Origin of the sequence: Kitasatospora sp. NBC_01287 (assembly GCF_026340565.1) — a bacterium.
Lineage (GTDB): Bacteria > Actinomycetota > Actinomycetes > Streptomycetales > Streptomycetaceae > Kitasatospora.
Map to the genome: position 1 here is coordinate 1,532,857 of NZ_JAPEPB010000001.1, position 16,065 is coordinate 1,548,921.

Genomic DNA, 16,065 nt, shown 5'->3' on the forward strand with positions numbered 1-16,065 from the left:
AGCTAACTTTCCGCATACAGAAAAGCAACAGGGTGTCATTGACACTTTAGGCAACACCTTCCTAGGGTCGGTGGGGAACCTGGGGCTCTCTGGGGGCCCTGCGTCTGGTCAGTTGCGAGGGGAAGCGGAGCGTGGCGAGAGCACCAGAAGCGCATGGAACGTACGGACCCGACACACACATGGAGTCGGTGGAGCTGGTCCCGGTCGACACCCTTCACCCGGCCGACTCGCCCCGCCTCTCGGGCCAGGACGAGGACCACGTCCTCCTCCTGGCCCAGTGCACGACGCCGCTGCCGCCCATCCTGGTCCAGCGCGGCTCGCGGCGAGTGGTGGACGGGATGCACCGCTGGCGCGCCGCCCAACTCCGCGGCGACACCGAGATCGAGGTGGTCTACCTCGACGGCTCCGACGACGAGGCGTTCGTCCGAGCCGTCGAGGCGAACACCCGCCACGGCCTCCCGCTGTCCCTGGGGGATCGCAAGGCCGCCGCGGCAAGGATCCTGACGACGCGTCCGGAATGGTCGGATCGCGCGATCGCGGCGATGGCCGGCCTCTCCCCGAAGACGGTCGCCACGGTCCGCAGACGGGCAACTGAGGAAATTCCTCAGTTGCCCGCACGAGTGGGCCGGGACGGGAAGGTCCGCCCGCTGCGTCCCCGTGGAGGCAACCACGCGGGCTCCCGGGCGGCCCCGCTCGGGGAGGTGCGAGCGCCCCGGCGGCCGGCCGTCCGCGAAGGCCGGGACCTCATGCAGGCCCTGGCGAACGACCCGTCCCTGCGGTTCTCGGAGACGGGCCGGGTGCTGCTCCGCCGGCTGTCCCTGCCCGCGGTCGAGCCCGAGGAGTGGCAGACCCTGCTGGCCGCGGTCCCCTCGCACTGCGCCGAGGCCGTGACCGAACTCGCCCAGGCCCATGCCCATTCCTGGCAGCAGTTCGCGCAGCAGGTGCGGCGCACCGCGCAGCCGCCGCGCAGCGCCTGAGCCCTGTCCCGGCCCGGTCGCCGCGGCCAGGAAATTCGTCTACGGAAAACGTCCGCGGCGCGATTCGGAGCGGAACTCTTGTTGCCTCCGTTTCTCCGCTGCTAGATTTCAGGAATCACCGAGGCGAAACAAACGGGACACCTGAGAAGAAGGCGTCCACGAATATTCGCCGACCACTGAGGGGAGGTGTTCGCACATGGGTACCCAGCTCACCATCGTGAAGGCGCAGGCCGCGCACCCGGTCTCCAGCTGACCGCACGCCGGGGCGGCCCGGGGGTGAAGGAAACCCCCGGTCCGCCCCGGCACCGCCGGAGCGCGGCCGCTGGGACGAGTGGCTCCCCACCGAGGGAGCCGCACCTTGAACGCACATGCGGAACCCGCCTGCCCCAGGAATTTCGAGATGATGAAGAAATACTCCCCAAGATTTCCCGAAGAAATGGCCGGTGCACGCGAGAGCGTGCTTTCGCTGGCCCGGTCGGAAGGCGTTTCGGCCGCCTATCTGGGCGGCGCCCTCACGGCCGGTCTCGGCACTCCCATGTCGGACGTGGACGCCTTCTTCGTCGTCGAAGGCGGTGCTCTTCCGGCGGCGCGGCAGGTGTACGTCGGCAGTCGGCGCATCGACATCGGCTACCAGAGCCTCGATTCGCTCGGCGAGCTCGTCGCGCGGAGCTCCCGGTTCCGGGCGAAGCAGCACGACCTCGGCACCCTCAACGAGATGGGGCGCAAGTCGCTGACCACGCTGGTCCGCTTCCTGCTGAGCGACGTCGTCCTGGACGACGGTTCGCTGCGGGCCCTGGCCGCCACCGCGGAGGAGTCCCTCCCGGAGATCGTGCGGACCATCGTCGGAGCGATGTCGCTGGAGGTCCAGAACGCCCTGGAGGACGCGCACGGATTCCAGCTCGTCGGCGATCTGCCGGCGGCCGCGTGGGCGGCGCAGCTCTCGTTCCTGTCGGCCGCCGAGGCACTGCTCGCCGCCCGCGGCGACCTCTACCTCGGCCAGAAGTGGGTGTGGGCACGCTGGGAGCGGAGCCTGGAGACGGCCCTCGCGCTGCCGCTGCCCATCGTGCCGTCCCCCGACCCGGTGGTCTTCGCCGAGTCCGCCGCCGTCTGCCAGGACCTGGTGATCCAGGCCATCACCGGGACCGGCTACCCGGTGGTGCGCGCCGTCGCGCCGGGTGACCTCTCCCGCGCGCCCCTGGCGTGCGCCGTTCCGCTGGAGGACTCGGCCCTGGTCTACCTGGGCGACGGTGACGCGGCGGAGGTCAGCCGACAGGGGCTGCTGCTCCTGGGGTTGGCGCACGGGCGGTCGAGGGCGCGGGCCGTCGAACTGACCGCGCGCCTGCTGCACTCCGAGCAGGCCCCGGTGGCCGAGTCCGAGGTCGCCGCCTATCTGGACAGCTTCATCGACGCCGGCCTGCTCACCGCCAAGGCCTAGGCCGACGCGATGACAGCGACCAGCACCCCGGCCCGGTCGGCGGGGGCCGCCCAGCGGGACGGCCGCTTCCTGCTGCTGTGGCCCGCGACGTTCCTCTCCGCGGTGGGCAGCGGGCTGGTCTATCCGGTGACCGCGATCCACATCGCGTCCGACCTGCGGCTCGGCGTCGCCTCCGTGGCGCTGTTCTACGGTGTGCTGGCGGTGGCGGCCACCGCCGGCGCCCCGCTCGGCGGATCGCTCACCGCACGGCTCGGGCCGCGGGTGACCGCCCTGCTCGGCGGGTCCGGTCAGATGGCGGCCTGGGTCGTCGTGGCGTCGGCCCGCTCGGAACCCCAACTAGCGGGTGCGGCGGTGCTGTCCGGGCTGGGCGGTGCCCTGTTCTTCCCCGCCCTCTTCAGCACCATCCTGGCCGGCACACCGGAGGCCCTGCGCAAACGCACCTTCGGGCTGCGCTACACCGTGGTGAACCTCGGCGTGGCCGCCGGCGCGGCACTGTCCGGCGTGCTGCTCGCGCACACCGCGCGGTCGAGCCTCTTCCTGGCGAACGCGGCCAGCTACCTTCCGCTGATGCTGTGGGTGCGGTGGCACGCGGGCCGCGAGCGGATGCGGGCCGCTGGAGCACCCGAGGAGGAGGGTCGAACGGGCCGGGAGCCGCTCTGGTCGCCGGCCTTCACCGTCGCGCTGCTCGTCAACTTCCTGATGTCCACCTTCGGTGCCGTCCAGTTGGAGTCGACGGTGCCCCTGATCCTGAAGCGGCTCGCGGGCCAGAGCCTGTCGATGATCTCCGTGGTCACCGTGGTGAACTCGATCGCGGTCGTGGCTCTGCAGCGGGTCCTTCGGGCCCGGATCGACCGGCTCGGCCACGCTGCCGCGGTCGCGGCCGCCGCCGCGCTGTGGGTCACCGCCTACCTGCTCGGCGCGGCCTCCGGCGGCGCGGTCGGCCATCGGGCGGTGCTCGCCGACGGCCTGCTCGTGGCCTTCGCGGTGGTCTTCGCCGCCGGCGAGGTGGCGGCTGCCTCCTCGCTCACGCCGATGATCGTCGCCCTGGTGCCGGAGCGGCAGATCGCCCGCGCGACCGGGTTCGCCGGGTCGGCCTGGAGCTTGGGAACCCTCGTCGGGCCCAGTGTGGGCGCCGCCGCGGTCGCCTCGGCCGGCCCGAGCGGCAGCTGGGTCGTGCTGACCGCCGGCGGGGCCTGCACCCTGGGGCTGACCCGGCTGCTGCTGCGGCCGCGCACGACTCCGCGACGCGCCGCGGGAAGCGCCGCTGGGAGCGACTGACGCGGGAGCGCCACCGACGGCGCTGCCGTGAGCGCCACACCATGTCTCGAAAGGCAGGCCAACCGTGGGGATCGAGAGTGAACGCAAGTTCCTGGTGCACAACGACGTCTGGCGGACCGATGCGGTGTCGAGCCACCGGATCCGCCAGGGCTTCCTCAGCACGGACCCGGAGCGGGTGGTGCGGATCCGGGTCACCGACAACAGCACGGGACCGGCCGCCACGGGACTGGTCACCACCGGACCGGCCACCACCGGACTGATCACCATCAAGGGTGCCCGATCCGGAATGAGCCGACCGGAGTTCGAGTACCCCGTCCCGGCAGCCGAGGCCGTCGAGATGCTGGAGCAGCTGTGCCTGCCGGGCGTCATCGACAAGGTCCGCCATGTCTGCACCCCCCAGGGCCCCGCGGAGTACGAACTGACCGTCGACGAGTTCGCCGGCGCCAACCACGGGCTGGTCCTGGCGGAGGTCGAGTACCGCGCCCTCCCCGCGGATCCGTCCGACCGCGGCGCGCTGCCGCGCTGGCTCGGCCCCGAAGTCACCGAGGACGGCCGCTACGCCAACGCCGCCCTGGCCGTCCACCCCTACCGGGAGTTCGCCCCGTAGCAGGGCTGGTCGAGACGGCCCGAGCACCACCATCCATCCGCGCTCAGGCGCACGATCAGCCCCGGGACGCAGGTCACACGCGTGGGGAAGGAGAGGCAATGGCGCAGGAGAGAGCAACCGGCCGCACCAGCGGCGGCCTGACAGGAGTCACCGGCCCCGAGCCGCAGGCCCCCTGGGTCGACCTGCTCAAGCCGGCCGGTGTGGCCAAGGTGGCCGTCGTGGGCGGCTCGGGGAGGCTCGGATCACTGCTGACGCACCTGCTGACCCGGCGCGGCGTGGAGGTGCTGGTCCTGGATTCGCGGCCGTGCGAGTCCTTGGCCCACACCTCGTTCAGGTACTGCGACATCGCCAACCCGGCGACCATCCTGCCGTCCGCCTTCGACGGCGTCGACGCGGTCGTCCACCTGGCCGCGTTGCACGGAGCCCACCTGGTCGCCGGATATCCGCGCGGCGACTTCTGGAAGGTGAACGTGCGCGGCACCGAGCACGTGCTGCGGGCCGCGCACGAGGCAGGGGTGCGCAGGGCGGTGATCGCCAGTTCCACCTCGATCTACGGCTCGGGGTCGGCCGTCGGCGAGCCCGCGCACGTGCTCGACGAGGCCTTTCCGCTGCGACCCGAGGACGTCTACGACCTCACCAAGCTGGCCGGCGAGGAACTGCTGCGGCAGTACGCCACACAGGGCGCCGCCGGCGTGGCCCTGCGGTTCGGCCGGTTCTTCTTCCCCTCCCACGTCGACTACCACCTCAGGAAGCTGTCGACCGGACTGGACGCGCTGGACGCCTGCCAGGCCATCGTGCGGGCGTTGGCGTCCCCCGTGCCCGCGCCCTTCTCCGCCTACTGCATCGCGTCGGACCTGCCGCTGGACCGGGACCAACGGGCCCGGCTGGGAACCGAGTTGCCCGCCGTGCTCGGCGAGGCGATCCCGGAGCTGGTGGAGGCGGCCCGGCACCGCTCCGTCACCCTGCCCGCGCGGGTCGGCAAGTCGGTCGACACCGGTCTCGCCCGGGAGCGCCTGGGCTACGCGCCCGAACGCGCGCTGGACTGGACCGCGCGCATGTGGCTGGCCGAGTTGCACACCCGACGCCGCTCCAGGGTGCCGAGCCGGCGCTGGCTCGAAAGCCCGGCGTGAGCGGCACGTTCACCACCAGGCAGGCACGCCCCGGAGAGGTCCCATGCTGACAAGTCAACTTTTCGAACAGTGGAACATCGACAACGAGCTCGTCGCCGGGGCGGTCCACCAGGTGCTCGGCCCCTGCGACATCTTCCTCGGCGGGTCGCTGGCGGACGACCTCGGCAACGAGGGCTCGGACGTGGACCTGTACTGCTTCCTGCCGCCCGGCGCCGGCGGCGCGGCAGGCGCAGCGGGCACAGCGGGCGCGGACGGCGACGCGCCCGGGCTCCTGATCGAGTGCGGCGACACGGTCCTCGACCTCACGGTCGTGCCCGGCGGTCGGCGGCCCGGGGAGCGGGAGAGCCTGCTGCCGCTGCTGCTGGCCCCCGCCGAGGCCACCGAGCCGCAACTGCCGCTCCTGTCGCAGCGCCTCTTCCGGCAACTGCACGCGCTGCACCGCGACCGGTCCCTGACCGGGCCCGGCAGCGGATCCGGCCTCGGACCCGGCGAAGCCGTGCGGGTCGCCCACGCGGCGGACCTGCTGCACGTCTACGCGGCGGTCCGCTCCGTGCTGGCCTGCGCCGCGCTGGCCGACGACCTGCTGGCGCTGCCCGAGGCCACCCCGGCCGAAGCGCTCTACACGGCACGGCTGTCCAGTGAGTACGCCATCGACGCCGCGCTGGCCACCGAGGGCCTCATCGTGGTCAACCCCAAGGCCAGGCACGCGCTGCTCACCCGGGCGAGGATGCAGAGTCCGCTGCCGGGCGAGGAGGTCGCCCACGCCGGTCTCTTCCCCAACCCGCCCAGCAGCCCCGACGCCGTGCACGACTGCCTGACAGCCACTCAGGCGTTCCTGCGGCACGCGCTGAACGACCGGCTCGTCGCCCGCTTCGAGCTGGTGACCCGCTCCTACGAGCGGCTGGAGGAGAGCCTGCGCGCCCGGCCCAGCCTCCAGGACCGCCCCCACCACACCGCCGTCAAGAAGGGATGACTGACATGCAGCTCGCCGTTCACGGGGGGACGCCGGTCCTGCCCACGCCGCACCGGTTCGTCTGGCCCCGCCTCACCGATGACCACCGCTCGGCGGTGAACAGCCTGCTCGACCGGGTCGAGCTGAGCTACTACGGGCGCGAAGGAGAGGCCGAGGCCGTGGAGCGGCTGTGGAGCCGGCGCCTGGAGGGCCGGCACACCCTGGCGGTGACCTCCGGTACCGCGGCGCTGCACTCCGCCTTCTACGCGCTGGGCGCCGAACCGGGTACCGAGGTGATCTGCCCGACCAACACCTTCCTCGCCACGCTCATGCCGCTGGTCCAGACCGGCGCCACGCCGGTGCTCGCCGACGCGGAGGACGACACCGGCAACATCGACCCCAAGTCCATCCGGGACGCCATCACCCCGCGGACGGTGGGCATCGCGGTGACGCACCTGTGGGGCCACCCGTGCGACATGGACGCGATCATGCAGATCGCCGACGAGCACGGACTCTGGGTGGTCGAGGACTGCTCCCACGCCCACGGCGCCCGGTACCACGGCCGCGAGGTCGGCAGCATCGGTGACGCGGCGGCCATCAGCTTCCAGAGCGCCAAGCTGGTCTTCGCCGGCCAGGGCGGCATGTTCGCCGCACGCGACCGCGAGACCTTCGAACGCGCGGTCCTGCTGGGCCACTTCCGGGTCCGGGCCCAGCAGGACTGCACCACCGAGCTGGGCCGCTACGCCAGCACCGGGTTCGGGCTCAACTACCGCATCCACCCGCTCTCCGCGGCCCTGGCCCGGGTGAGCACCGAGCAGATGGACCCGCTCATCGCCTCCCGCCAGGCCCAACTCGCCCGGCTGACCGAGCGGCTGAGCCGGATCCCCGGCCTGCGCTGCCCCACCACCAGGACCGACTGCGACCGCGGCGCCTTCTACGGCTACAAGCTGCGACTCAGCGGCGAGTGGCTGAACGTTCCGATGGCCGCCCTGGTGGCCGCCCTGCAGGCGGAGGGCCTGGACGTGCACAAGCCCGGCTCCGCACCGCTGCACACCACCGCCTTCTTCACCGACGAGGAGGTGCCCGTCTTCCGCACCCGTCCCGCTGGGCGGCGGCGCTACCAGGCCGGTGACTTCCCCGTCGCCGAGCGGGTCTGGGCCGAGTCCCTCAGCCTGCCCACCTTCACCTTCGCGGACGAGGCGCCGCTCGTCGAGGCGTACGCCGACGCGTTCGAGAAGGTCCACGCCAACCTGGCGGCGCTGTGACAGCGCCGCCGGCCGCGGCGCCGACCCCCGGGCCGGCACCGCAGCGCGTCCTGTTCTGGGCGAGCAAGCAGCTCGGCCTGCGCTGCTTCGCCCACCTGGCGGAGCTGGCGGCGGGCCGCCCCGACGCCGCCATCGCCGGCCTCGTCCACAGCGACCGGGACCACCGCAAGTCCGGACGCGCGCGCAACGAGCTCGTCGAGCTCGCCCGCGACCTCGGGGTCCCCGTCTTCGACGAGCACCAGGATCCGGTCGGGACGGACGCCACGATCGGCATCGCCGTCGGCTATCCGCACCGGATCACGCCGCGGGCGCTCGCCCGCTGCCAACGGGGGGCCCTCAACCTGCACATGGCACCGCTGCCGCACTACCGCGGCTCCAAGACACTGGCCCACGCCATCATCAACGGCGAGGAGCGGTGCGGGGTGAGCCTGCACTACATGGACGCGGGGCTCGACACCGGCGACGTCATCGCCGTGCGGTGGATCCCCATCCCCCCGACCGGCCCCGAACGGCAGATCATGACCGAGCTGGCGGAGACCGCGTTCGACCTGTTCACCGAGTACGCGCCCAGGCTCCTCGACCCGGAGCCGATCCCCGCGACGCCGCAGTCCGTCCTGGAGGAGCAGGGAGGCGTGGTGCCCCGGCGCTGCACCCGGGCCTCGCTGGCGGCCCTCTACGAGCTCTCGCACGGCTGGGACTTCGAGCGCCTCTACCGCTACGCCCGCGCCCTGGACACCGGGAACGGCAAGCTGCCGTACATCGAGGACGGCGGTCGCCGGATCTACCTGCAGGTCGCGCCCGGCCCCCCGTCCACAGCGCACGAAACGGAACCGACACCATGACCGAGTACCAGCCCGGCGGCCTGACCCTGCTGAGTACCGCCGCCAGCAGCGGCAAGAGCCTCCTGGCACGCTCCTTCGCCGCCATCCGCCGCGCCGCCGGGCTCGACGTGTCGATGTACAAGCCGCTCGCCGTCATGCTCCAGCCCTACACCGAGGGCGACCACCGGACCGACCTGTCCATGTACCTCGGCGCGCTGGCCAGTGGCGAGGAGAGCGTCCGGTCCTCGGGCATCTGCAGCTACGTCGCCGAGCCGACCGGCTCCCGAGCGACCATCCGCGCCGCCTGCGGCCCACCGGGAGCCGAGCTCGGCGCGGTCCCGAGGATCTCGGAGGACGGCCTGGACCTGACGCGCCTCGATGACACGGCCTGGCAGACCATGGTCGACACCTGCGCCGCGGCGCTGCACGCCCGTCCGGGCTTCGTCATCACCGAGGGCGCCGGCGGTGCCACCGACGCGGTCGCCAGGGACCTGTCGAACCAGCTCATCGCCTGCGAGGCGGATCATCCGGTGCTGCTCGTCGCGGGGGCGCGCCGTGGCGGCGCGGTCGCCTCGGTCATGGGCACCTGGTCGCTGCTGCGGCCGGACTGCCGCGAGTTGGTGAGCGGGTTCGTCGTCAACGGGGTCGAGCACCCCGAGCAGATGCGGGAGTCGGTCAAGCGCGCCGAGGAGGCCATGGGGGTTCCCTGCTTGGGCATCATTCCGATGATCCCCCTGTTCGCCACCTCTGGTGACCGCGGCGCGGGCGTGCCGATCCTGTCGACCTGGGAGGAGGAGATCCGCCATGTCGCCGAGTTCGTCCGCCCGTTCCTCGCCGACGAACTGATCGGCGCGCTGGAGTCCGCACACCGCGTCCCAGCCTTCTAGTCCATCGTCGCGCCCTTCTTCTTCCCGCCGGCTCCGCCCTCGGCGCCCTTGCCGTCCCTACCGCCCTTCTTCGCGCTCTTCCCGGCCAGCGCGGCCGCGTGGTCGGGGACGTACTTCTGCAGGTCGCGCGGCGGCCGCTGGTACCCCTGGGACGGCGGGCGGGGCGGCAGCTCGACCGGCGGCTTGGTCACGTCGTGGTAGGGCAGGGTGGAGAGCAGGTGGGCGATCATGTTGATCCTCGCCCGCCGCTTGTCGTCGCTCTCCACCACGTTCCAGGGGGCTTCGGGGATGTCGGTGTGGATGAACATCTCGTCCTTGGCCCGTGAGTAGTCCTCCCAGCGGCTGATCGACTCGGTGTCCATCGGCGACAGCTTCCAGCGGCGCATCGGATCGGCCAGCCGGGCCCGGAAGCGGCGCTCCTGCTCGGTGTCGCTGACCGAGAACCAGTACTTGCGCAGCCGGATGCCCGCCTCGATCAGCATCCGCTCGAAGGTCGGGCACTGGTGCAGGAACTGCCAGTACTCCTCCTGGCTGCAGAAGCCCATCACCCGCTCGACCCCGGCCCGGTTGTACCAGCTGCGGTCGAAGAGCACGATCTCGCCGGCCGCGGGCAACTGCTCCACGTAGCGCTGGAAGTACCACTGCCCGCGCTGGCGCTCGGTCGGCGCGGGCAGCGCGGCGACCCGGGCGACGCGCGGGTTGAGGAACTCGGTCACCCGCTTGATGGCACCGCCCTTGCCGGCCGCGTCCCGCCCCTCGAAGACCACCACCAGCCGCGCGCCCTCGGCCCGCACCCACTCCTGGAGCATCACCAGTTCGTTCTGCAGGCGCAGGAGTTCGGTCTCGTACGGCTTCTTGGCGAGGCGGGGCGGCTGGACGGGCTGGTCGGTCACGGTGGCGCCTCCTGAGGTGGGCTGCTGACGACCCTTCACATTAAGCCGACCGGCCCGCTCCCGCAGGTCGGCACGGCAGGTCGAACGGGGTCAGCGCCCGCCCACCTGCCGCAGCGACGCCCGAGCGGCCTGACTGTTACGTCCGACCGCACCGAGGGCAGCCGCATGACCGAACATGCCAGTCAGTGCCGCCCGGGTGCCCCGCGCTCACCCTGGCCGCCGCTCCCCCCGCGCTCACCGCGCCGCAGCCGCCGCAGGGCGGCCCGGGCCGCGTGGTGGCCGCACATGCCGTGGACGCCCGCGCCCGGTGGGGTGGCGGCCGAGCAGAGGTGGACGCCGGGGATGCCGGTCCAGTAGGGGTCGGGGGCGAGCCGGGGGCGGATCGCGAGCTGCCAGGGGGTGTTCGCGCCGCCGATGATGTCACCGCCGATGAAGTTCTCGTTGTAGGCGGCGAGTTCGCGGGTTGAGCGGGTGCGGATGGCGACGATCCGCTCGCGGCTGCCGGGGGCGAAGCGCTCCAGTTGGGCGAGCACCGCCTCGGTGGCGTCGCCCGGGTAACCGGCCGGGACGTGGGCGTAGGCCCAGACCGGGTGCAGGTCGCCGCGGGAGCGGCCGGGGTCGGCCAGGTACTGCTGGCCGACCAGCACGAACGGACGTTCGGGCAGCCGGCCGCGGTGCACCTCCCGCTCCGCGTCGGCCACCTGCTCCAGGGTGCCGCCGAGATGGACGGTGCCTGCCACCGCGCAGACCGGGTCGCGCCAGGGCAGTCCGCCCTCGACGGCCAGGTCGACCTTGAACGCGCCCGGCCCCGGCCGCCAGCGGGCGTAGGCCCGGCGGACCCGGGGCGGCAGCCGGTCGCCCGCGACGGCCAGGGCCACGCGCGGCGCGAGGTCGAGCATCACCACGGCGGCGGGCGGCAGTTCGGCCAGTGAGCGGACCCGGATCCCGGTCTCGATCGTCCCGCCGCGCTCGCGCAGCACGGCCGCCAGCGCGTCGGTCACGGTGCGGGTGCCGCCCCTGGCCACCGGCCAGCCGTAGCGGTGCGCCGAGGCGATCAGCATCAGGCCGATCGAGGCGCCGGAGAGCGGCGCCTCCAGCGGGTGGAAGGCATGTGCCGCCGCCCCGGCGAGCAGCGCGCGGGCCTGCGGGGTGCGGAAGCGGCGGGCCAGGCCCGGCACGGTGCGCACCGCCCGGGCGGCGAAGGCGGCCAGCCGCACCGGGTGCCGGGGCAGCCGCAGCACCGGGCCGAGCAGGTCGCCGGCCAGCGCGTCGAAGCCGGTGCCCAGCGGCTCGAAGAGGGCGTGCCAGGCCGCGCCGTCCACCCCCAACCCGGCTGCGGTGCGCTCCAGCGAGCGGTGGAGCGCACCGGCGGACCCGGTGTCCAGCGGGTGGGCCAGGTCCACCTCGGGGTGGGCCCACGCGACGCCGTACCGCTCCAGGCCGAGCCCGCGCAGGAACGGCGAGCCGGGGCCGAGCGGCAGCACCGCGGCGCAGTGGTCGTGCAGCAGTCCGGGCAGCGTCAGTTCGCCGCTCCTGGTCCCACCGCCGATCTCCGCGGCCGCCTCCAGCACGGTCACCCGCAGCCCGGCACCGGCCAGCTCCACCGCCGCGGCCAGGCCGTTCGGTCCGGACCCGACCACGATCGCCTGCTCCCCATCGGCCGCCACCGTCATCGAACTCCTCCCGGTCAGCCCCCGGGCGGTGCCCGGCGGCCCTTTCAGAATGCCACCCCGGCAGGCCTGCCCGGCGTCGCCGTCAATAGCACGGAAAGAAGTGGAATTGATAACTCCGGATCTTTATGGAAATCCATTCCGCAGCCCCCGGGCGATCCGTGCAAATCCCCCCGGACCGCCCGTACAGGAACGATCGCGTCCGATGGTCGTTGACGCCCCGAGAAGGCCGGTGCCATGATTCGTCCGGCCGGTGACCGCGTCACCGTCCACCCGGGGGACGGGACTTCACGACTACGCGCCGCAGTATGCTTCGCGATTTTTTCTGCGACATTCCCCGGGATATTCGGAAGACCGAGGAGTGGTGGAAATGAATGCACACCTCGCGGTAGGCGTCCTGTTCGCACTCACGCTGACCGCGGCCGGCCTGGTGATCGCGAGTGCCGGCCGCAGAGCGGCCGAGGGCCGACTGCCGAGAAATCCGCTGGTCGGCATCAGGACCCGCGCCACCACCCAGGACGACGACGCCTGGCGGGCCGGACAGCTCGCGGCACAGCGCAGGTACCGGCGCGTGCTGCCGGTGCTGGCCCTCGCGGCGATCGGGTCGCTGGTCAACGGACTGCTGAGCGGTCCGTTCTGGGTCTTCCTCGTCATCGCGAGCGGCTGCGGGCTCGCCGACCTCGTCACGGCCACCGCCGCCGTCCGGGCCGCCCGCGCGGCCGCCGGCCGCCGGTGAGCGCCGGGCGGGCGGGCGAACGAGCGGCCGCTCGACCAATCCAACGAATGCGAGACAGCAAGAGATGAACCTCAAGACCCGGTCGCTGATCTGCGCGACCATCACGGCCGGCCTGATCGGCGGCGTCGGCACCTCCGCCATGGCCGCCACTCCGGGCGGCGGCTCCGCTGCCGCGCCGGCCGCGAAGAGCACCGGTTCGTACGGCGACGGCGAGGTGCTCAGCCTGCTGCTGTTCGCCGGCGGCCGGGCCGCCGCCGAGCACCCCGCGCTGGCCGAGCAGATCAAGAACCAGCACAGCGCCCTCGCCCCGATGTCGGACGCGCAGGTGACCGAGCTGGTCCAGCAGCTCACCACCGTCGACCCCGCCTACCACAGCGAGGTCACCCAGGCGGTCCAGGCCAAGGACCCGTTCGTCGTGCAGAGCGGCATGGAGCGGCTCAACGACGACCTCAAGACGGTGATCAGCAACGCCGGCGCGAGCACCGCGCGCAGCAACGCGGCCGTCCGCCCGAACGGCTTCCTCTGGCACGACGCGAACGTGTTCACCGAGATCAACGGGGTGGCCGCGATCAACGTGCTCGGCTACGCGAACGTGGCCGGCGCGACCGAGGTCGCCGTCGCCCTGGTCGTGGTGCCGGACGCGGTCAGCTACGGCTTCGACATGAAGCAGCCGAACAACCTCGACGAGGACGGTCTGGTCGCCGCGGTCGCCGCCGCGCTCTGACACCGCCTGCACGGTGAGTCGAGGCTGATCGAACGCCAGTCAGGGATGGGTGCTCCGCCGCGTCCGCGGCGCGGCGGAGCACCCATCCGCCCTCCCCCAGGCACCTCCAACAGGCACCTCCAACAGACACCTCCCCCAGACACCTCCAAGGACAGTCCCATGGCCAGCCCCACCGCCCGGGCCGACGAATCGGGAGCCGCGCGGCGCCGGCTCGCGCTCTTCGCCGTCAGCTGCGCGGCCATCTTCTCCTTCCTCCTCCTGTCGGTCTTCTACACGCTGCCGAGCAATGCCCTGAGCAGCCGCCACTCGAAGGGCGCCAGGACCTTCTTCAACACCGTCGCGCCGCAGGACTGGGCCTTTTTCACTCGGAATCCGGAAACCGTGCAGCTCGGCGTCTACGCCTTCGACGGAACGAATTCGCACAGCCTGATCAGGACCCCGCAGGGAAGCCCGTCGAATTTCTTCGGACTCTCCAGGACGCAGCGCGCCCAGGGGCCGGAAATCGGCTATGTGAACGCCGAGGCCAATGACTGGCAGGACTGCTCGGGCCTGCTCGACAGCTGCCTGCGCGGCGCGTCCGGCACGCCCGCGCAGCACGTGCGGAACACCAGCCCGGTGCCCACCGTCTGCGGTGACTCCTACCTCACCGAGGAGAAGACCGTGCCCTGGGAGTACCGAAACCTCGTCTCCTACCAGAAACGAGTCGTCAAGATCGCCCACCTGGACGTGTCATGCGCCTAGCCCTCGCCCTCGAATCGGCCCTCGATCGCGCCGCCGGCACGCTGGAACGGCAGCTGCGGCACTTCGACGCCCGCAACCACTGGTTCGGCCTCGGGCGGACCGTGCTCTGCCTGGCCGAGCTCTCCGTCCTGCTGTTCACGCCCGCCAAGGCGCTGCTGGTGCCGGTGCTCGGCATCTCGGACGGGCCCAAGTGCGGCTCCGTCCAGGCGCTCTCCGCCTTCTGCCTGGGCCACCACTCGGTCGGTGCGGAGTACCCGCGCTGGCTGCTGGTCCTGGTCCTCGCGGCGGCCGCCAGCGGCTACCGGCCGCGCTGGACGGTGCTACCGCAGCTCTGGGCGGTCTACTCGATCGCCACCAGCATCTCGGTGCCCGACGGCGGGGAGTCGATCGCGCTGATCGTCTCGCTCCTGACGGTGCCGATCGCGCTGGCCGACGACCGGACCTGGCACTGGCGGCCGGCGACCACCGCGCCCGCGCCCAACCTGCGGGTGCTCGCCTTCGCCGCGTTCTGCGCGCTGCGCTGCCAGCTCGCCTACATCTACCTGGACACCGCGATCAGCAAGTTCGGGGTGGCCGACTGGGCCAACGGAACGGCCGAGTACTACTTCCTGCGCGACAACATGTTCGGTGTCGCGCACCCGCTGTCCGGCATGTTCTACGCGCTCTCCAAGAACTCCCTGGTGGCCGTCGGCATGACCTGGGGCGCGCTGGTGGTGGAGCTGGCCATCGCCGTCTGCGTGCTCTCCTCGGAGCGCCGGCGCAAGGTGGGCCTGGCACTGGACATCGCCCTGCACGGGATGATCATCATGACGATGGGCCTGTGGAGCTTCGGCCTGGTGATGATCGGGGCCTCGATCATCGCGGCGACCCCGGGCCCGCGCCGACATGAACGCACCGCCGGCGAGCCGCCGGCGGCGGCCGTCACCGAGCCGAGGGCCCCCGCCGTGGCGCACTGAACGGCCGGCCACCACCGCACCCCCCGACCCGACCTAAGGTTGACGCCATGTCAGACGAATCCGCGCAGCCGGACAGCTCCGCACAACCGGACAGCTCCACGCAGCTGGACATCACCGTGCGCCCCTCGCTCTTCGCCGCCACCTTCCACCACCTGTTCACCTTCCCGGTGGTGGAGCTCGACGGCACCGAGCACCGCACCCGCTGGGGCGCCCCGACCCTGCTGCCGCTCGCCCCGGGGCCGCACCGCCTCAGCGTGTACTTCCGCTACCGCGGCCAGCGAGCCACCCGGCTCGGCGAGGAGCGTGTGGAGCTCACCGCCGACGGGCCGCCCCGTGCGCGGGTGCGCGCCCAGCTCGGGGTGCGCAACTCGAGCACGTTCACGATCACCGGAGACGGCGTCAGATCCCGCTAGGCACCACCTCGAACGGCTCCGGGTAGGCGCAGTGTCCGCGCGGCGCGTCGTCGTAGGCGGGCAGCGCGAGCACCTGGAAGACCTCGTCCGGCACCTCGTACGGTCCGCTCACCCCGTACTCGGCCGCCGGGGTGAAGCCGAACCGGCCGTAGTAGCCGGGATCGCCCAGCACCACCACCAGCCGCTCCCCCGCCTGCTCGGCGGCCTCCAGCGCCGCCCGCACCACCCGCTTGCCCACTCCGCGCCGCTGCCACTCGGGCGCCACCGCGACCGGGGCCAGCGCCAGGCCCTGGCCGTCGCCGATCCGCAGCCTGGTGAGCAGCGCGTGCGCCACCACCAGTCCGCCCTCGTCGACGGCGACCAGTGAGAGGGCCGGCAGCCAGGCCGGATCGCGGCGCAGCGCGTCGACCAGGTCGGCTTCCTCCGGTCCGGGGAAGGCGGCCATGTGCACCCGCCTGATCGCGGGGGCGTCGCCTGGTTCCTCGACTCTGACGCGCGGTTTCATGGCCCACTCCTTTGTGGACTGCCGGGATGAGGGACGCGCTCCGGCCGGCACGCGGGTGCGCACCGGCCGGAGTTC

17 protein-coding genes are annotated in these 16,065 nt (G+C 72.5%); 14 read left to right on the forward strand and 3 right to left on the reverse strand.

Annotated features, from left to right (window positions below; all coding sequences use genetic code 11):
- The first annotated feature begins 179 nt into the window (after window positions 1-179).
- The 9 genes from OG455_RS06195 to OG455_RS06235 all read left to right on the forward strand — a co-directional run bounded on the left by OG455_RS06195 (window position 180) and on the right by OG455_RS06235 (window position 9,352).
- The gene (locus OG455_RS06195; RefSeq protein WP_266291042.1) at window positions 180-977 is read left to right on the forward strand and encodes a ParB N-terminal domain-containing protein; all 798 of its coding nucleotides are present in this window, start codon (window positions 180-182) and stop codon (window positions 975-977) included.
- Window positions 978-1,413: 436 nt separating this feature from the next.
- Complete coding sequence (locus OG455_RS06200) at window positions 1,414-2,412, forward strand: hypothetical protein (protein ID WP_266291044.1); 999 nt, start codon at window positions 1,414-1,416, stop codon at window positions 2,410-2,412.
- Window positions 2,413-2,421: 9 nt separating this feature from the next.
- Window positions 2,422-3,690 carry an MFS transporter gene (locus OG455_RS06205; RefSeq protein WP_266291046.1) on the forward strand — a complete coding sequence of 423 codons (1,269 nt, stop codon included), beginning with the start codon at window positions 2,422-2,424 and terminating at the stop codon, window positions 3,688-3,690.
- A 64-nt stretch (window positions 3,691-3,754) separates the two neighbouring features.
- Window positions 3,755-4,297: a CYTH domain-containing protein gene (locus OG455_RS06210; protein WP_266291048.1), complete on the forward strand. Its 543-nt coding sequence runs from the start codon at window positions 3,755-3,757 to the stop codon at window positions 4,295-4,297.
- A gap of 98 nt (window positions 4,298-4,395) precedes the next feature.
- Entirely contained in the window at window positions 4,396-5,427 is a 1,032-nt protein-coding gene (locus OG455_RS06215; protein ID WP_266291050.1) for an NAD(P)-dependent oxidoreductase, read from the forward strand.
- Window positions 5,428-5,470: 43 nt separating this feature from the next.
- On the forward strand, window positions 5,471-6,400 hold the full coding sequence (locus OG455_RS06220) for a hypothetical protein (RefSeq protein WP_266291052.1): 930 nt from the start codon (window positions 5,471-5,473) through the stop codon (window positions 6,398-6,400).
- 5 nt (window positions 6,401-6,405) lie between these two features.
- Entirely contained in the window at window positions 6,406-7,644 is a 1,239-nt protein-coding gene (locus OG455_RS06225; RefSeq protein WP_266291054.1) for a DegT/DnrJ/EryC1/StrS aminotransferase family protein, read from the forward strand.
- Window positions 7,641-8,486, forward strand: a complete 846-nt coding sequence (locus tag OG455_RS06230; RefSeq protein ID WP_266291056.1) for a formyltransferase family protein — start codon at window positions 7,641-7,643, stop codon at window positions 8,484-8,486. Before OG455_RS06225 ends, OG455_RS06230 begins: the two co-directional genes overlap by 4 nt.
- Complete coding sequence (locus OG455_RS06235) at window positions 8,483-9,352, forward strand: AAA family ATPase (RefSeq protein WP_266291058.1); 870 nt, start codon at window positions 8,483-8,485, stop codon at window positions 9,350-9,352. Before OG455_RS06230 ends, OG455_RS06235 begins: the two co-directional genes overlap by 4 nt.
- Here the strand turns inward: OG455_RS06235 and ppk2 are convergent.
- On the reverse strand, window positions 9,349-10,245 hold the full coding sequence (ppk2, locus tag OG455_RS06240) for a polyphosphate kinase 2 (protein ID WP_266291060.1): 897 nt from the start codon (window positions 10,243-10,245) through the stop codon (window positions 9,349-9,351). The two genes, OG455_RS06235 and ppk2, sit on opposite strands and share 4 nt — an antisense overlap.
- Window positions 10,246-10,427: 182 nt before the next feature.
- Window positions 10,428-11,912 carry an NAD(P)/FAD-dependent oxidoreductase gene (locus OG455_RS06245; protein ID WP_266291062.1) on the reverse strand — a complete coding sequence of 495 codons (1,485 nt, stop codon included), beginning with the start codon at window positions 11,910-11,912 and terminating at the stop codon, window positions 10,428-10,430.
- Window positions 11,913-12,285: 373 nt separating this feature from the next.
- On the opposite strand from OG455_RS06245, the gene OG455_RS06250 reads away from it, so the two are divergent.
- From OG455_RS06250 to OG455_RS06270, 5 genes are all read left to right on the forward strand, one after another.
- Window positions 12,286-12,651, forward strand: coding sequence for an SdpI family protein (locus tag OG455_RS06250; RefSeq protein ID WP_266291064.1), 366 nt, complete (start codon window positions 12,286-12,288; stop codon window positions 12,649-12,651).
- A gap of 64 nt (window positions 12,652-12,715) precedes the next feature.
- Window positions 12,716-13,375 carry a sporulation delaying protein family toxin gene (locus tag OG455_RS06255; protein ID WP_266291066.1) on the forward strand — a complete coding sequence of 220 codons (660 nt, stop codon included), beginning with the start codon at window positions 12,716-12,718 and terminating at the stop codon, window positions 13,373-13,375.
- A 159-nt stretch (window positions 13,376-13,534) separates the two neighbouring features.
- Window positions 13,535-14,116: an SdpA family antimicrobial peptide system protein gene (locus OG455_RS06260; RefSeq protein ID WP_266291068.1), complete on the forward strand. Its 582-nt coding sequence runs from the start codon at window positions 13,535-13,537 to the stop codon at window positions 14,114-14,116.
- Window positions 14,107-15,072: a sporulation-delaying protein SdpB family protein gene (locus OG455_RS06265; RefSeq protein WP_266291070.1), complete on the forward strand. Its 966-nt coding sequence runs from the start codon at window positions 14,107-14,109 to the stop codon at window positions 15,070-15,072. The genes OG455_RS06260 and OG455_RS06265 overlap by 10 nt, the downstream gene beginning before the upstream one ends.
- A gap of 47 nt (window positions 15,073-15,119) precedes the next feature.
- Window positions 15,120-15,485 carry a hypothetical protein gene (locus OG455_RS06270; RefSeq protein ID WP_266291072.1) on the forward strand — a complete coding sequence of 122 codons (366 nt, stop codon included), beginning with the start codon at window positions 15,120-15,122 and terminating at the stop codon, window positions 15,483-15,485.
- Here the strand turns inward: OG455_RS06270 and OG455_RS06275 are convergent.
- Entirely contained in the window at window positions 15,472-15,990 is a 519-nt protein-coding gene (locus tag OG455_RS06275) for a GNAT family N-acetyltransferase (RefSeq protein ID WP_266291074.1), read from the reverse strand. The two genes, OG455_RS06270 and OG455_RS06275, sit on opposite strands and share 14 nt — an antisense overlap.
- Window positions 15,991-16,065: the final 75 nt, after the last annotated feature.

Excerpts from the sequence above, each read along its gene's own strand:
- OG455_RS06195 (WP_266291042.1), top strand. The coding sequence starts at position 180 with ATGGAGTCGGTGGAGCTGGTCCCGGTCGACACCCTTCACCCGGCCGAC.
- OG455_RS06200 (WP_266291044.1), top strand. The coding sequence starts at position 1,414 with ATGGCCGGTGCACGCGAGAGCGTGCTTTCGCTGGCCCGGTCGGAAGGC.
- OG455_RS06205 (WP_266291046.1), top strand. The coding sequence starts at position 2,422 with ATGACAGCGACCAGCACCCCGGCCCGGTCGGCGGGGGCCGCCCAGCGG.
- OG455_RS06215 (WP_266291050.1), top strand. The coding sequence starts at position 4,396 with ATGGCGCAGGAGAGAGCAACCGGCCGCACCAGCGGCGGCCTGACAGGA.
- OG455_RS06220 (WP_266291052.1), top strand. The coding sequence starts at position 5,471 with ATGCTGACAAGTCAACTTTTCGAACAGTGGAACATCGACAACGAGCTC.
- OG455_RS06225 (WP_266291054.1), top strand. The coding sequence starts at position 6,406 with ATGCAGCTCGCCGTTCACGGGGGGACGCCGGTCCTGCCCACGCCGCAC.
- OG455_RS06235 (WP_266291058.1), top strand. The coding sequence starts at position 8,483 with ATGACCGAGTACCAGCCCGGCGGCCTGACCCTGCTGAGTACCGCCGCC.
- OG455_RS06250 (WP_266291064.1), top strand. The coding sequence starts at position 12,286 with ATGAATGCACACCTCGCGGTAGGCGTCCTGTTCGCACTCACGCTGACC.
- OG455_RS06255 (WP_266291066.1), top strand. The coding sequence starts at position 12,716 with ATGAACCTCAAGACCCGGTCGCTGATCTGCGCGACCATCACGGCCGGC.
- OG455_RS06260 (WP_266291068.1), top strand. The coding sequence starts at position 13,535 with ATGGCCAGCCCCACCGCCCGGGCCGACGAATCGGGAGCCGCGCGGCGC.
- OG455_RS06265 (WP_266291070.1), top strand. The coding sequence starts at position 14,107 with ATGCGCCTAGCCCTCGCCCTCGAATCGGCCCTCGATCGCGCCGCCGGC.
- OG455_RS06270 (WP_266291072.1), top strand. The coding sequence starts at position 15,120 with ATGTCAGACGAATCCGCGCAGCCGGACAGCTCCGCACAACCGGACAGC.
- OG455_RS06275 (WP_266291074.1), bottom strand. The coding sequence starts at position 15,990 with ATGAAACCGCGCGTCAGAGTCGAGGAACCAGGCGACGCCCCCGCGATC.